Genomic DNA, 15,811 nt, shown 5'->3' with positions numbered 1-15,811 from the left:
CTTATCGGAAATTCATGATGGTTCATGGCCGGTGCGGACCAACGTCTTTCGACACCCTTGCACCACGACATCAACAGAGTAACTCTGGTTAAAGTAACCGCTCCTGCCAGAAAAGTCGACGACGGCTATTGTGGGTCGGCAGGCCACTGGGGTATTCTATGCGGCTAATTGTATCTACACATAATCAACGCGGAAGTTTCAGTTTTCATGGCCGAGAAACAGTATAACCCTAAAGAGATTGAGCAGCAGGTTCAGCAATACTGGGAAGAAAATCAGTCTTTCCAGGCAACCGAGAATCCCGACCAGGAAAAATTTTATTGTCTATCAATGTTCCCTTACCCCAGCGGAAGGCTGCATATGGGCCATGTCAGAAATTACACCATCGGTGATGTGGTCAGCCGCTTTCAGCGCATGCAGGGAAAAAATGTTCTGCAGCCGATGGGCTGGGACGCATTTGGCCTGCCGGCAGAAAATGCTGCTATAAATAATAAAACAGCGCCCGCCAAATGGACCTACGCCAATATCGATTATATGAAAGGTCAGTTAGCTTCATTAGGTTTTGGCTATGACTGGGATCGTGAAGTGACCACATGCAAAGCCGATTACTATCAGTGGGAGCAGTGGTTTTTCACTCGCCTGTATGAAAAAGGTCTAGTATACAAAAAAAATTCGACGGTTAACTGGGATCCTGTCGATCAAACCGTTCTGGCTAATGAGCAAGTAGTCGACGGTCGCGGCTGGCGTTCCGGCGCATTAGTTGAACAAAAAGAAATTCCTCAGTGGTTTATTAAAATTACTGACTATGCTGAAGAATTACTGACTGACCTGGAAAAACTTGAGGAGTGGCCAGAACAGGTTCGCGCGATGCAGGCAAACTGGATTGGTCGTTCTGAGGGCGTGGAAATCACGTTTGAGTTGGAAAAATCTGACGCAGAGCTTAACGCGCTGGACGTTTACACCACGCGCCCTGATACCTTATTCGGAGTAACCTACCTTGGTATTGCTGCTCAACACCCTCTGGCAGAAAAAGCAGCAGCTACCAGTGAAGAAGCAGCCCGATTTATTGAAGAATGCAGAAATACCAAGGTAGCTGAAGCCGAACTGGCCACCATGGACAAGAAGGGCTGCCCCACCGGCTTCTACGCTATCCACCCGTTAACCAAAGAACGTCTGCCAGTCTGGATAGCAAATTTTGTACTAATGGATTATGGCTCCGGCGCGGTCATGGCTGTGCCTGGTCATGATCAACGGGACTGGGAATTTGCTAATAAATATCAACTACCTATAAAGCAGGTGGTTGAACCTGCGGTGGATAGCAGTGAAAAGTGTGACCTTGATCAGTCAGCATTCACCGGCAAAGGTGTTTTAATTAACTCTGGCGATTTTAATGGGCTTGAATTTAACGACGCTTTTGCACAGATAGCCGGAGAACTGGAAAGCATCGGTCATGGTAAGAAAAAGGTAAACTATCGGTTGCGCGACTGGGGTGTCAGCCGTCAGCGTTACTGGGGCACCCCCATCCCTATGCTTAATTTGGAAAATGGTGAATCAGCAGCCGTGCCCGCTGAAGATTTGCCGGTGCGTTTGCCAGAAGATGTCGAAATGGACGGTGTAACCTCTCCTATCAAAGCAGACCCGGCATGGGCACAGACTACCTATCAGGGTCAGCCAGCACTGCGCGAAACGGATACATTTGATACCTTTATGGAATCATCCTGGTACTATGCCCGTTACAGTTGCGCACAAAATCAGGAGGCGATGCTAAATCCAAAGCAGGCTAATTACTGGCTGCCAGTGGACCAGTATATTGGTGGTATCGAACACGCGATATTGCATCTTCTGTATTCACGTTTTTTCCATAAATTACTTCGCGATGAAGGCTTAGTAGATTCAGATGAACCCTTTAAGCGTTTGCTATGTCAGGGCATGGTTTTGGCAGACTCTTACTATTCGGAAGATAGCCTCGGTAAGAAAACCTGGCATGCGCCTGTTGACGTATCTACCGAAAAGGATGATAAGGGGCGCATTACGAAGGCATGGCTGACAAGCTCGGGTGAGCCGGTAATTCACGGCGGCATGACAAAAATGTCGAAGTCCAAAAATAATGGTATAGATCCTCAGCAGGTTATTGACCAATACGGTGCCGATACAGTGCGTCTATTTACGATGTTTGCCGCGCCACCAGAACAAACGCTTGAATGGATTGATTCGGGCGTAGAAGGCGCTCATCGTTTCCTGCGCCGGGTCTGGAAGTTAGTTCAGGACCATCTGGCCAGCGGCCGTGCTCCTGCTTTGGATACGTCAGCGCTGAGCAAGCCCCAAAAAGATTTGCGTCGTGAAGTACATCGTACCATCGAGAAAGTCACGGATGATTTAGGCCGCAGACAAACATTTAATACTGCAATTGCTGCAATCATGGAGTTGTTGAATCATCTGCAAAAAGCCTCTCAGGAAGGCCCGCAGGATAAGGCGATTATGCGCGAAGCATTGCAGGCGGTTGTACAGCTTTTAAATCCGGTTACCCCGCACATCTGCCATACTCTATGGGAACAGTTCGGTTTTGAAACGCCAATAGAGCATTGCGGCTGGCCAGAGCTGGATAAAGACGCTCTGGTTGAGGACGAAAAGCTAATTATTGTGCAAGTTAACGGTAAACTGCGAGCGAAAATTACAGTCAGTGCCACAGCCAGCAAAGACGATGTTGAACAGCTTGCTCTGTCGCAGCCCAATGTCCAGCAGTATACGGACGATAAAACCATTCGTAAGGTAATTGTTGTGCCGGGCAAACTCGTCAATATCGTTGCCAACTGATGATTCGTATCTATAGCTTCATATTTGTCATTGCAGCCTGCCTTTCCCTGGCAGGCTGCGGCTTTCATTTGCGTGGATCGCAAACACTGCCAGCGAATGTAAAGGCTGTAGCTGTTAACGCTGCTGCCCCACATTCGCGGTTACAGAGGTCACTGGAAGATCGACTGGACGTTTATCAAATCCCGCAGAAAGCTTACCAGACTGTAAAGGCCAAAGGTCACAATGACACTGTGCTTATCAAGTTGATGCCTGAAACAGTTGAAAGACGTTTACTGTCTGTCTTTTCCACCGGCCAGGTTGCTGAGTATGAGCTTATTTACGGGGTAAGCTATCAGGTTACCTTTCCCGGACATGATCCAATACAGGCTTATTTTGAAATAATGCGTGATTATCAGGATGACCCAGACCGCGTCCTGGCCAAGTCAAGAGAACTGGATTTGGTTGTTAGCGAAATGCGAAATGAAGCAGCAGACCGCATCATTCGCAGACTTGCGCTTCAGGCTAGTGAACTGTAGGACTATATGCAAGTTTATCCCAATCGTTTTGAGCAGGAGCTATCCAATGGACTAAAGCCTTGCTATATGCTTTTTGGCGACGAACCCCATCAGAAATTTTCTATGCTACAGGCAGTTCGGAAAAAAGCGCGTAATGAGGGTTTCGATGAGCGCACCGTCCTCGTGGCAGATAACGCATTCAGCTGGGCCACGCTGACTGAAGCTACCCAAACACGGTCCCTGTTCTCCTCTGCTCAGGTTATTGAGCTGGAACTTCCCACGGGAAAGCCTGGCGCAGAAGGGAGTAAAGTGCTTCAGCAAATCGCCCCTTCTCTTGGCACCGATGTATTACTGATCATTCATGGCCCGCGAATCGGCAAAGAGGTACAGAAAGCTAAATGGTTTAAGACATTAGATGATAGTGGTATATTCTCAGCTGCTTATCCGCTTGAAGGTCAGCAACTGGATAACTGGATAATGCAGACGCTCAGCCAGTTCTCTGTTACAGCAGACCGTGAGGTTGTGCGTTTAATTGCTGATTATACCGAAGGCAATATGCTGGCAGCTCATCAGGAAATTGAAAAACTCGGTCTGGTCTATGCCGGTAAATCTGTTACCCGCGAACAGGTCGATAGCGTTATTGTCGATCAATCCAGGTTCAACGTATTCCAGTTGATAGATGTCATGTTATCAGCTGATCGGCAACGCTGTATTAAAATGCTTTATCGCCTTGAAAGTGAAGGTGTCGAGCCGACGATCGTACTTTGGGCGCTGGCCCGGGAATGGCAGTTGTTATGGAAGCTGAAGCAGGCGATGAACCGTAGTGAAAATATTCAGTGGCAACGTTATGGTATATGGCGTAATCGTCAGCCGGCTTACCAGAAGGCGCTGAATTTATTGTCCATTGACGCTTTAGCTGCTTTACGCGATCAATTACGGGACGCCGATATTGCATTCAAACAACAGCAGGTAATCAGGCCTTACATAAAACTGTGTCATCTGACTATGTTGTTTATGGGTATGCCGGCTCAGCTACCACTGGGTGCCTGATGAAACCGACAGCAACCTGTATTCTTGGTGGTACCTTTAACCCACCCCACCGCGGGCACATTGAAGCAGCGCTGGATGTTTGTCGCGAGATTGACTGTGAAGCGGTAGGATTGATGCCCTGTCGCCTGCCTCCTCACAAACAGATTGCTGATTTATCGGAACAACATCGCGTGCGTATGGTCGAACTGGCTGTAGAAAATACAGATAACCTGTATCCAGAATTACTTGAGTTATCGCTAGATGAACCGTCTTACACAGTAAAAACGCTGAAGTATTTGCGCCAGCGCGATGAACATGCGCCATTAATTTTTGTGATGGGCGAAGACTCCTGGCAGAGCCTAACCAATTGGTACGAATGGGAAAAGCTCAGCGAACTTGCTCACCTCGTGGTCATGCGCCGACAAACTCAGAGAAAAAATTTAGCGCCGGCGCTTGTAAAGCTCAAAACAGGCCATAAAATAAGCGACCCGGCACGGCTTTACCAGCAGCCGGCTGGTTATATCTATTTCGCCGAAACCCGACTGCAACCTATATCATCCACCCAACTCAGAGATGCGCTGGGACACTCCCCGTCTGACACTGCCTGGTTGAGTGACTGGTTGCAACCATCTGTACTACAATATATTAAAGAGAATAGACTTTATGTCTGAGACCGTAGCTTCACGAGGAGAACTTTTGGAGAACACTGAACTAAAGCGTTTTGTTGTTGATAAAATAGACGACATGAAAGGACGCGACATCATCGAAGTTGATGTCGAAGGCAAATCCAATGTTACTGATACCATGATAATCTGCTCAGGTAATTCAAAACGGCATGTTATGGCTATCGCTGACAATCTGCAGGTAGAGGCAAAACATGCTGGCCATGCACCACTTAGCATTGAAGGCAAAGATACCGGTGAATGGGTACTGGTAGATCTTGGTGAAGTCATAGTCCATGTGATGCAGGATGAGACCCGCGACTTCTACCAGTTGGAAAAACTCTGGGCCTGATTCAGCAGGTGGGTGTCCAGGCAAATTTTTCCCGCATTCTTTTTCTCAAAAAGTAATTAAGAGAGCGTTGTACTGTGCGAATTCAGATTGTAGCGGTGGGTACCCGAATGCCCGATTGGGTAACCACTGGCGTAGACATATTTTTGTCGCGCTTTCCGGCTGACATGCCAGTTTATTTTACCGAAATTGCCGCTGGTAAGCGTGGAAAAAACGCCGATATTAAACGGATTCTGCAGAAAGAAGGCCAGGCCACTCTTGCCGCGGTACCGAAAAGTAATCGTATCGTAACGCTGGAAGTAACCGGTCGCCCCTGGGATACCCCACAACTAGCAAAACAACTGGATGTCTGGAAGATGGATGGTCGCGACGTCAGTTTGCTTATCGGCGGCCCTGAGGGGCTGGCCGATGAATGTATCTGTGCGGCTGAACAACGCTGGTCACTTTCGCCGCTAACCTTACCCCACCCGCTGGTCCGCATTATTGTCACTGAAAGTCTTTACCGGGCCTGGTCTGTAACGCAAAATCACCCCTATCATCGGGAATAGAGACAGTGGGTCGTAAACGCCAGCATATACGTGACCATAGCGCCGAAGCCAATTTATTTGCCCGGCGTTGCGCTATCGCGCTGCTTATTGTGGTGGCAATGCTCGGAGTGGTGGTAAGCAACCTGTACAGCCTCCAGGTTAGTCAATTTGAGGACTATCAGACTCGCTCAAACGGCAATCGAATCAAAGTGCTGCCTGTCGCCCCCAACCGCGGGTTGATTTATGACAGAAATGGCATCTTGCTAGCGGAAAACCGGCCGGTTTTTACCCTTGAGGTGATACCGGAGCAAATCGACGATCTTCAGCAAACTATCAAAAAGCTCGCTGTGCTTATGGATATTACAGCTGAGGAACAAGAAGAGTTTTTTACCACCCTCAATAGCCAGCGCCGATTTAAACCTGTCGCGTTAAAAACGCAGTTATCAGAAGAAGAGGTCGCACGGTTTTCAGCGCAGCAGCATCATTATAAAGGTGTATCCATTGAAGCGCGCTTATCACGCCATTATCCCTACGGAGACACGCTCACACATATCCTTGGCTATGTGGCCAAAATCAATAAAACGGACCTGCAAAAAATAACCGAGGCTGGGCAGGAAGCAAATTATGCCGCAACCTATGATATCGGCAAACTGGGTATTGAGAAGTTTCACGAAGATAAATTACATGGTGAAGTGGGCTATCAGCAGGTAGAGGTAAATAGTCAGGGCAGAATTATACGCACGCTGGATGTGGATCCTCCAACCCCAGGGCAGGATATTGTGCTTAATATTGATTTGCAGCTGCAAATGGCTGTGCAAAAAACCCTGGAAGAGCAACGCGGCACAGTAGTGGTGTCCGACCCCAAAACCGGTGGCATTCTGGCCATGTACTCCAATCCCAGTTACGACCCGAATCTTTTTGTGCATGGTATCAGTCGTAAGAATTATGCAGCATTGCTCAACTCCCCCGACCGACCGTTGATTAACCGTGCGACGCAGGGTCAGTACCCCCCCGCCTCTACTATCAAACCACATCTGGCGTTGCTCGGACTCGATAGCGGAACAATTGATCGTGACTACACCATAAAAGATACCGGACGATTCAGGTTGCCAAATGTGTCACATGTCTGGCGCGACTGGAAACGGTGGGGGCACGGAAAAGTCAATGTAAGTAAAGCGATAGAGGTTTCCTGCGATACCTATTATTATGACCTGGCCTACAAACTCGGTATTGATAAGATCAGTGCGGCGATGACGGACTTCGGTTTCGGCGATTATACGGGTATAGATCTTTATGAGGAGTCTGATGGCAATATGCCCAGCCGGGGCTGGAAACGCGCTCGCTTTAATGAGCCCTGGTATGTCGGGGATACCATCCCGGTAGGTATCGGTCAAAGTTTCTGGACCGCGACACCCATTCAGCTGAATCAGTCTGTTAACACCCTGATCAATCGCGGGACACGTTACGTCCCTCAATTACTGCGAGGCTACATGCAAAGTAATGGCGAGGTTGCACTGGCATCTCCCAAAACACTGCGTCCCTATCTGGTGCAGGAAGACAAGAACTGGAATATCGTGCTAAAGGCGATGTGGAAGGTGGTTAATGGTGAGGAGGGTACGGCGCGACACGCCTTTGATGATGTCCTTTATGAATCCGCCGGCAAAACCGGCACAGCACAGTTATTTTCAATTGGCCAAAATGAGTCATATGAAGAAGACGAAGTTGCCGAACGTCTGCGCGATAACGCCATGTACGTAGGCTTTGCTCCTTTCGACGCGCCGGAAATTTCGGTCACCGTGGTAATTGAAAATGCCGGTGGCGGAAGCTCTAATGCCGCGCCGGTGGCAAGACAAGTTATGGACTACTACTTTGCGAATATCTCCTCCACAACTTTTCCTGATCCTGAAGCAACGCCGGAGGATGCCGCTCCGTGAAAAATAAACGAGCCACTTTGAGTAACAACACGCCACGTTTATTGGAACGCTTTCACATTGACGTAATTTTGTTAATGGGGCTGCTAACTTTGATGGGCGTGGGGATGGTAACGCTCTATTCAGCGTCAGGACAGGACATGGCACAAATGGAAAGGCAGCTTACCCGGCTGGCCGTGGGCCTGGGCGTCATGTTAATTATGGCGCAGATTCCTCTTATGGCTTATCGACGCCTGTCGCCTTACGCATATATTGCCGGCTTGCTAATGCTCATCGCGGTACTTTTATTCGGCGATATGGGTAAAGGTGCACAGCGCTGGCTTGATTTAAAAGTCATTCGCTTTCAGCCTTCAGAACTGATGAAACTGGCGGTGCCTATGATGGTTGCCTGGTATATCAGCAAATTCACGCTGCCACCGCGCACCCTTCATGTGGTCACAGGTTTTATATTGGTTGTAATACCCACTGTTTTAATTGCCCGCCAACCCGATCTGGGAACGTCTCTGCTTATTGCCAGTTCCGGTATTTTTGCTATTTTTCTTGCCGGAATGAGTTGGCGGCTGATTGGTGTGGTAGCAGGCATGATTGGTGCGTTTGCTCCGGTGATGTGGTTTTTTCTCATGAAGGAGTATCAGAAACAGCGGGTAGTAACATTTCTGAATCCGGAAAGTGATCCCTTAGGTGCCGGTTATCACATTATACAATCTAAAATTGCTATAGGCTCGGGCGGTGCACAGGGTAAAGGCTGGCTTCAGGGGACGCAGTCGCAGCTGGAGTTTTTACCTGAGCGCCACACCGATTTTATCTTTTCAGTGTTCAGTGAAGAGTTCGGGCTGGTTGGCGTTATCGGTCTGCTCGCCATTTATCTGTTTATCATTTGCCGGGGGCTTATAATAGCCACACGGGCGCAAGATGCCTACAGCAAACTACTCGCCGGCAGTATTACTTTGACATTTTTTGTCTATATTTTTGTAAATATGGGTATGGTCTCAGGTTTACTGCCCGTGGTTGGCGTGCCTCTGCCCCTGATTAGTTATGGAGGCACATCAATGGTGACATTAATGGCCGGTTTTGGCATCCTGATGGCCATTGGAACGCAGAAACGTTTTTTATCACGATGATGAAGTTAATATTTCGTTTAATCACAGCTGTAGCCGCGGTGATGATAATTGCCGGGTGTCAGTCCTCTGGCAGGTACGCGCAAAAGCAAGACTCTGAGCCCACCTTCGCTTATGAAGCGCCACTCATGGAAGACATGCAGCCGCGCTATGAACCCTACAAGCCTTTTAATTCGCGCCCCTACGAGATACTTGGGAACCGCTATTATCCTCTTGAGTCTGGTAAAGGATTTGTCCAGGAAGGTATTGCATCATGGTATGGACAAAAATTTCATGGTCACCTGACCTCCAATGGCGAAACTTATAATATGTTTATGATGACGGCCGCTCACAAAACCCTGCCGTTGCCCAGCTTTGTTAAAGTTACCAATCTTAGCAATGGCAAAACAGCGGTAGTCAGAGTTAATGATCGCGGTCCGTTTCATCCGGATAGGGTCATCGACCTGTCGTATGCTGCTGCGAAAAAACTCGGGTATCAGCAACATGGCACAGCGCGGGTGAAACTAGAGGTCATTCATTTTGATAAAGATAATAATGTTACTGTAGGTAACCGCCCGACTGTAACTTACGAAGAGTATGCCGGAGCCGGACCATCAGAGCCTGCCACCGTTGCGGTCAACGCGGCGGCTAAATTCAGCGTCGACGAGACTGACTTGAAGCAACAAGATACCCGTTCAACCAATACTGATGACGGAATGTTCATCCAGGTTGCTGCACTGAGTGACCTGAAGAAAGCAAAGTCTGTGTCAACAGTCTTATCTGCACTCTATCAGGTGCCAGCCCAGATTCCACTTATTGATGATATCTATAAACTGAGGCTAGGACCGCTCAAAGACCGTTTTCAGCTAAAGATGCTGCTGGAAGAATTGAAAAATAACGGTTATCCCAATGCTTACAAGGTGGAAGAAACATTATAGGCTAGTCTTTCGCTGATAAGGTTATGATGAGGTCAGTTTCTGACAACAATGTGGCAGAACCGTGGAAATCGTCAGACTGACTTCTAAAAAAGATAAACTTTTCCGCTATAAACTAGTCCTATACCGGGGCTTGCGATAGAATCCCTCGCCAAGACCCAGTTAGCAACATCAACACGGTATTTAAATAATCATGCATAATAATAGTCAACGCGCTAACCAGTCGGCATTTGTTCGATTTTTGTCAGTTATGGCGCTCTCTCTGACAGTGTTCAGTACAGTCGTCTCTGCTGCAGTAGTAACGCCACCTGCGCCAGATGTCGACGCAGAGGGCTTTGTTCTGATGGACTACGACACAGGCCACATCATTGCGGAAAAAAATTCGGACATGCAGCTAGCCCCTGCCAGCCTTACCAAGATGATGACCACATACGTTATAGGCAAAGAACTTGAAGCAGGTAATATCAGCCTGAACGATCAAGTCACCATTTCAGAAAATGCCTGGGCCAAAAAATTTCCGGACTCTTCAAAAATGTTTATCGAAGTCGGCACACAGGTCGAAGTATCTGATTTGTTGCGCGGCATTATCATTCAGTCAGGTAATGATGCGTGTGTGGCGATGGCCGAGCATGTAGCTGGTTCAGAAAGCGCGTTTGCCAGCATGATGAATGCCCATGCGCAATCTCTGGGTATGACCTCCTCTCACTTTGTAAACAGCCATGGGCTGCATGACCCTGATCATTATACCTCTCCGCGAGACATGGCCATCCTGTCTCAGGCTTTGGTGGATGAAACACCTGAAATTTACGATATGTACAGCGAGAAGGAATTCAGTTTTAACGGCATAAAACAGTACAATCGCAATAGCCTGCTGTGGGATAAAAGCATGAATGTTGACGGCATTAAAACCGGACATACCTCCGATGCAGGTTATAGTTTGATAACGTCGGCCAAACAGGGTGATATGCGCCTGATTTCCGTTGTAATGGGCACCGAAAGTGAGCGGGCCCGTAAAGTAGAAAACAAAAAGTTGCTGCGCTACGGCTTCAGGTTTTACGAAACTGTTACCCCCTATAAAGCAGGCGAAAGCTTTGTCTCTCATCGTATTTATATGGGCGACAGAGAAACCGTAGATTTGGGTATCAATCAGGCCACGCCGATTACTATTCCCCGGGGCCAAGCGGAGAACCTGGAAGCTAATTTTGAGCTGGATAGAAAATTGGAAGCGCCACTGGACAAAGGCCAGGTGGTAGGAACGCTTTATATTCAGCTGGAAGGCAAAGACGTTGCCGAATACCCACTGGTGACATTACAGGAAGTTAATCAGGGCGGGTTGTTCGACCGCGTCTGGGATTGGGCGATGCTACAGGTGGGCTGGGAAGGCTAAACTACCTTAATAGCAACTAATCCTAGTTCTCAGGCGGCCAGATTTGTTACAATCTGGCCGTTTTTATTTGCAGTCAAGGATATCGCATGGATACCCGTTTTGATGAATTACTGGATTTTCCGACTTTTCAGACATTTAAAGTGATGGGCGTGGCTGATGAGAAGCTGGCTTCGCAAGTTATTGCCTGCTTGCAGGAACATGCTCCCGGGGATTACGCTCCGTCGGTAAAACCCAGTGCGAAAGGCAATTATCACTCAGTTTCGGTAAGTGTAAGAGTTACCAGCAAAGAACATATGGAAACAATTTATACTGAGCTGGCGAAAATTGAATTAGTCAGAGTTGTATTATAAGTGAGCATGACACATTCTGACCTTATCTTGCGGCAACTTGGTCGACAAGCATACGAACCCGTCTGGCAGAAGATGCAGGCTTATACAGACGTGCGTGAAGCCAGTGATGCAGATGAGATTTGGCTGGTAGAGCATAACCCGGTCTTCACGCAGGGCCAGGCAGGCAAAGCCGAGCATATATTGATGCCAGGTGATATCCCCGTAGTTAAGGTAGATCGCGGCGGTCAGGTAACTTACCATGGTCCAGGTCAACAAGTTATCTATCTGATGCTTGACATAAAAAGACGTAAGCTGGGTGTCAGACATCTGGTTAATGCCATGGAGAATGCAGTTATTGCACTGCTGGCCAGCGACAATATTGAGGCCTATGCTAAGAAAGACGCACCGGGTGTATATGTGGATGAAAAGAAAGTGTGTTCACTGGGTCTGCGTATTCGGCGCGGTTGTTCATTTCACGGGCTCGCGTTGAATGTCAATATGGACCTGGAGCCCTTCAGTCGGATTAATCCCTGTGGCTATGCCGGTATGGAGATGACCGACACAAGAACATTAGGAGGTGCAGACAGCCTTGAAGTTGCTGGCCCTGCCCTTATTAAGAAAATACTGAATGAACTAAATATTCAGCATACAGAGTACAAAGAAGGTTTTGATGAGTAATGCACGTCCCAAAGCCGGAGTGAAACTCCGCGACGATGAAAAAGTCAGACATATTCCCGTCACTGTCGTTCCTACTGAAAAAGAGGAAATGCTGCGCAAACCTGAGTGGATAAAAATCAAGCTTCCACGCACCACTGATCGTATCGACCATATTAAGCAGACACTGCGAAAAAACAATTTGCACTCGGTGTGTGAAGAGGCAAGCTGCCCTAATCTGGCGGAGTGTTTTAATCACGGTACAGCTACATTCATGATTCTGGGGGATATTTGTACCCGCCGTTGTCCATTTTGTGATGTAGGCCACGGTAAACCGTTGCCTCCAAGTGCTGAGGAGCCGCTTAAGCTCGCTAAAACTATCGCTGAGATGGATTTACGCTATGTAGTTATTACTTCGGTAGATCGGGACGATCTCCGTGATGGTGGTGCACAGCATTTTGTTGATTGTATCAATGCGATTCGGGAGCATAGCCCTTCCACTACTATTGAAGTACTGGTGCCGGATTTCCGTGGCCGTATGGACAGAGCGTTGGAGATTTTCAAAAACGGTGTGCCCGATGTGTTCAACCACAACTTAGAAACTATTCCACGTCTGTACCGTGAGTGCCGCCCTGGTGCCAACTATCAATGGTCATTGGATTTGCTTAAGAAATTTAAAGCGCAGCATCCCCATGTGCCGACGAAATCGGGTCTGATGATGGGTATGGGTGAAGAATCCGATGAAATAAAAGTTGTTTTACAGGATCTTCGGGATCATGGCGTAGATATGCTTACCTTAGGTCAGTATCTACAACCAAGTCGCCATCATTACCCGGTAAAAAAATATGTCCATCCAACCGAGTTTGATGCATTAGGTGATTTTGCCCGTGAAATTGGCTTTAAGCAGGCAGCATGTGGACCGATGGTTCGTTCAAGCTACCATGCTGATCAACAGGCTGCCGGTGTAGAAGTTAAATAATGCTTTGGTAAATTTAATTAAAAAACCCGGCATGAGCCGGGTTTTTTTAGCTTAATTGTAATTTATCCATTAACAGAACAGCCTGTGTTCGTGTATTTATCTCAAGCTTTCTTAAAATCGCACTGATGTGTGCTTTGATGGTTGCTTCGGTCACATTCATTTCATGCGCTATTTGCTTGTTCATCAAGCCGGACCGTAAAAAAGACAATACCTGGATTTGCTTAGGTGTGAGTTCACGAAATCGCCTGAGTAACTCTGATAACTCTTTATTGACTACCTCCAGTTCAGCTTTTTTCTCTTCCGGTACCCAGGTTTCGCCATCTTTGATGCGTACGATGGCGTTAGCAATATCCTTAGTGGCAGAAGACTTTGGAATGAACCCCTGCGCCCCCAGACTCATTACCTGTGCAATAATCTCTGTACTTTCACTGGCTGAAATAACCGCTATCGGCGTATCCGGATAGGCATCTTTGAGCGTAATTAAGCCGTTAAAGTACTCGCCCCCCGGCATATTGAGATCGAGCAGTATTAAATCAATATCTCGCTGCTGATTCATTATCTGCATGGTGGAGTCCAGACCGTCTGATTCAAGAATTATTGCGTCAGAAAAGTAAGGGGCCAACGCGCCACGTAAGGCTTCGCGAAACAGAGGATGGTCATCCGCTACCAAAATATGAGTCATGATTTACTTATCAACCTTAACTAAAACTACATCCAGGTAACACTTTAGTCTAACAATGACCGTCTTGAAAGTGTTAAGCGATGAAAAAACCCACATAAATCACTTCTCATTGGAAATTACGCTCAAACAGGTAAAATCAGCATATTTCAAACTAAGACCGGGAGTGCCAGCGTGCGCAAACAAGATACAATTTTTGCAAATCCCATGGATACTGTAGAAGATTTTAAATTTGATGAGGCCGTCGCTGACGTTTTTCCGGATATGATTCAGCGCTCAGTTCCTGGTTATCAGACAATTGTAAATACTATTGGTGAACTTGCCGCCCGATATGTTGGTTCTGCTACGAACGTTTATGACTTAGGTTGTTCACTTGGCGCAGCGAGTCTGTCAATTGCCCGGGCCACCAGCGATACACCCTGCGATATCTTCGCCATCGATGCCTCTCAGGCGATGACCGAGCGATGTGCAAGAATGGTACGCTCATTTTCTCTACCCAATCCCATTGATGTTAAGTGTCAGATGGCACAGGACACAGAGATCGTAAATGCATCTATGGTAGTAATGAATTTCACGCTACAATTTATTCCGCCCGACAATCGACTTGCCATACTCAAAAAGATTTTTGATGGTATGAATGAAGGCGGCATATTAGTCCTCTCCGAGAAAATCAGCCATCCCACCTTATCAGGTAATGAACTACTTATTGATCTGCACCATCAGTTTAAGCGTGATAATGGTTATAGCGAACTTGAGGTTTCACAGAAACGCGCTGCGCTGGAAAACGTCATGCTTACAGATACGTTCGAAACCCACGAATCCAGATTAAAAGAAGCAGGGTTTATGGATGTGGTGATGTGGTATAAATGTTATAACTTCATGTCTTTAGTGGCTATTAAGTCAGCGTCGGGAAAAACAGATGAATAAACTTGTCACAGCATGGTTTGAAGACGCATATCGCTCATTAATTGGCAGTCCGCTAAGCCACTGGCTGGAAACACTCCCCCAGCAGATCAGTCAGTGGGAAGCTCACTCAAAACATGGTGAGTTTGATAAATGGTGTCGCTTACTGGAAAAACTCCCTCAAACCAATATTACGTCTTTTGATGTGCAAGATGCTGTTAGCGCTGGTCAGCCACAAGACGTAGATAGCTATACACAAAAACAGATTACGGGTTTGCTGAAGCAGTTTATGCCCTGGCGGAAGGGACCTTTCACTATCCACGGAATTAAAATTGATACCGAATGGCGCTCGGATTTTAAATGGGATCGGGTGGTGCCCCATATCAGTGATCTGAACAACCGGCTGGTACTGGATGTAGGCTGTGGCAGTGGCTATCACATGTGGCGTATGTTAGGCGCTGGCGCTCGTGGCGTATATGGCATCGACCCGACCCAACTGTTTCTCATTCAGTTTCAGGCTATCAAGCATTTTATCGGCAACCAGAATATCCACTTTCTGCCTTTGGGTATTGAACAAATGCAGTCTTTACACGCATTTGATACCGTTTTCTCAATGGGGGTGCTTTATCATCGCAAGGATCCCGTTCAATTTATTGAGCAGTTAAAGCACCAACTGCGGCCGGGCGGCGAGCTTATTCTAGAGACACTCGTGGTGGACGGCGATGAAAATACAGTTTTCATGCCTGGAGAGCGCTATGCCCAAATGCGCAATGTTTGGTTTTTGCCCAGCGTGAATGCACTTTCTAAGTGGTTAGAGCGGCTGGGCTTTGTCGATATAACACTGGCTGATGTCAGTCATACCTCTGTGGAGGAACAGCGAGCTACAGCCTGGATGACCGGGCAGTCTTTGCAAGATTTTCTAAACCCTGAAGATCTTTCACTGACTATTGAGGGTTATCCCGCCCCACAACGCGCTATGCTTACTGCCAAACGTAAGTAATTGCTTTTACTTTAGACAACTTGATTTTGGCACAATAGTTGTAAC

Annotated in this window: 16 protein-coding genes; 15 read left to right on the top strand and 1 reads right to left on the bottom strand. The window is 47.4% G+C overall.

All coding sequences use genetic code 11. The features are described from left to right. Positions 1-207: 207 nt before the first annotated feature. From leuS to lipA, 13 genes are all read left to right on the top strand, one after another. A complete protein-coding gene (gene leuS / locus F458_RS0101525) occupies positions 208-2,811 on the top strand; it encodes a leucine--tRNA ligase (RefSeq protein WP_018981608.1) in 2,604 nt (867 codons plus the stop codon). Continuing rightward, positions 2,811-3,326, top strand: coding sequence for an LPS-assembly lipoprotein LptE (locus tag F458_RS0101520; RefSeq protein WP_018981607.1), 516 nt, complete (start codon positions 2,811-2,813; stop codon positions 3,324-3,326). The genes leuS and F458_RS0101520 overlap by 1 nt, the downstream gene beginning before the upstream one ends. Positions 3,327-3,332: 6 nt before the next feature. After that, positions 3,333-4,355 carry a DNA polymerase III subunit delta gene (gene holA, locus F458_RS0101515; RefSeq protein ID WP_026294410.1) on the top strand — a complete coding sequence of 341 codons (1,023 nt, stop codon included), beginning with the start codon at positions 3,333-3,335 and terminating at the stop codon, positions 4,353-4,355. Further along, the gene (gene nadD, locus F458_RS0101510; RefSeq protein ID WP_018981605.1) at positions 4,355-5,005 is read left to right on the top strand and encodes a nicotinate (nicotinamide) nucleotide adenylyltransferase; all 651 of its coding nucleotides are present in this window, start codon (positions 4,355-4,357) and stop codon (positions 5,003-5,005) included. Before holA ends, nadD begins: the two co-directional genes overlap by 1 nt. Then, on the top strand, positions 4,998-5,348 hold the full coding sequence (gene rsfS / locus F458_RS0101505) for a ribosome silencing factor (protein ID WP_018981604.1): 351 nt from the start codon (positions 4,998-5,000) through the stop codon (positions 5,346-5,348). Before nadD ends, rsfS begins: the two co-directional genes overlap by 8 nt. Positions 5,349-5,422: 74 nt before the next feature. Next, positions 5,423-5,893 carry a 23S rRNA (pseudouridine(1915)-N(3))-methyltransferase RlmH gene (gene rlmH, locus F458_RS0101500; protein ID WP_018981603.1) on the top strand — a complete coding sequence of 157 codons (471 nt, stop codon included), beginning with the start codon at positions 5,423-5,425 and terminating at the stop codon, positions 5,891-5,893. 5 nt (positions 5,894-5,898) lie between these two features. Then, the gene (mrdA, locus tag F458_RS0101495; RefSeq protein ID WP_018981602.1) at positions 5,899-7,806 is read left to right on the top strand and encodes a penicillin-binding protein 2; all 1,908 of its coding nucleotides are present in this window, start codon (positions 5,899-5,901) and stop codon (positions 7,804-7,806) included. Continuing rightward, positions 7,803-8,924: a rod shape-determining protein RodA gene (rodA, locus tag F458_RS0101490; RefSeq protein ID WP_018981601.1), complete on the top strand. Its 1,122-nt coding sequence runs from the start codon at positions 7,803-7,805 to the stop codon at positions 8,922-8,924. Before mrdA ends, rodA begins: the two co-directional genes overlap by 4 nt. After that, positions 8,921-9,838: a septal ring lytic transglycosylase RlpA family protein gene (locus F458_RS0101485; RefSeq protein ID WP_018981600.1), complete on the top strand. Its 918-nt coding sequence runs from the start codon at positions 8,921-8,923 to the stop codon at positions 9,836-9,838. Before rodA ends, F458_RS0101485 begins: the two co-directional genes overlap by 4 nt. Positions 9,839-10,085: 247 nt before the next feature. Continuing rightward, positions 10,086-11,222 carry a D-alanyl-D-alanine carboxypeptidase family protein gene (locus F458_RS0101480; RefSeq protein WP_051084989.1) on the top strand — a complete coding sequence of 379 codons (1,137 nt, stop codon included), beginning with the start codon at positions 10,086-10,088 and terminating at the stop codon, positions 11,220-11,222. A gap of 86 nt (positions 11,223-11,308) precedes the next feature. Then, positions 11,309-11,572, top strand: coding sequence for a DUF493 family protein YbeD (gene ybeD, locus F458_RS0101475; protein WP_018981598.1), 264 nt, complete (start codon positions 11,309-11,311; stop codon positions 11,570-11,572). A 6-nt stretch (positions 11,573-11,578) separates the two neighbouring features. Further along, positions 11,579-12,229: a lipoyl(octanoyl) transferase LipB gene (gene lipB / locus F458_RS0101470; RefSeq protein ID WP_026294404.1), complete on the top strand. Its 651-nt coding sequence runs from the start codon at positions 11,579-11,581 to the stop codon at positions 12,227-12,229. After that, positions 12,222-13,184: a lipoyl synthase gene (lipA, locus tag F458_RS0101465; RefSeq protein WP_018981596.1), complete on the top strand. Its 963-nt coding sequence runs from the start codon at positions 12,222-12,224 to the stop codon at positions 13,182-13,184. Before lipB ends, lipA begins: the two co-directional genes overlap by 8 nt. A 46-nt stretch (positions 13,185-13,230) precedes the next feature. Here the strand turns inward: lipA and F458_RS0101460 are convergent, their stop codons facing one another. Then, positions 13,231-13,866, bottom strand: a complete 636-nt coding sequence (locus tag F458_RS0101460; protein ID WP_018981595.1) for a response regulator transcription factor — start codon at positions 13,864-13,866, stop codon at positions 13,231-13,233. A gap of 171 nt (positions 13,867-14,037) precedes the next feature. On the opposite strand from F458_RS0101460, the gene cmoA reads away from it, so the two are divergent. Both cmoA and cmoB read left to right on the top strand, forming a co-directional pair. After that, positions 14,038-14,790, top strand: coding sequence for a carboxy-S-adenosyl-L-methionine synthase CmoA (gene cmoA / locus F458_RS0101455; protein WP_018981594.1), 753 nt, complete (start codon positions 14,038-14,040; stop codon positions 14,788-14,790). Further along, positions 14,783-15,766, top strand: a complete 984-nt coding sequence (gene cmoB, locus F458_RS0101450; RefSeq protein WP_018981593.1) for a tRNA 5-methoxyuridine(34)/uridine 5-oxyacetic acid(34) synthase CmoB — start codon at positions 14,783-14,785, stop codon at positions 15,764-15,766. Before cmoA ends, cmoB begins: the two co-directional genes overlap by 8 nt. The last annotated feature ends 45 nt before the right edge of the window (positions 15,767-15,811 follow it).

The sequence above is a fragment of the Salinimonas chungwhensis DSM 16280 genome (assembly GCF_000378185.1).
GTDB classification, from domain to species: Bacteria; Pseudomonadota; Gammaproteobacteria; order Enterobacterales; family Alteromonadaceae; genus Alteromonas; species Alteromonas chungwhensis.
This window is presented reverse-complemented; position numbering and strand designations above follow the sequence as displayed.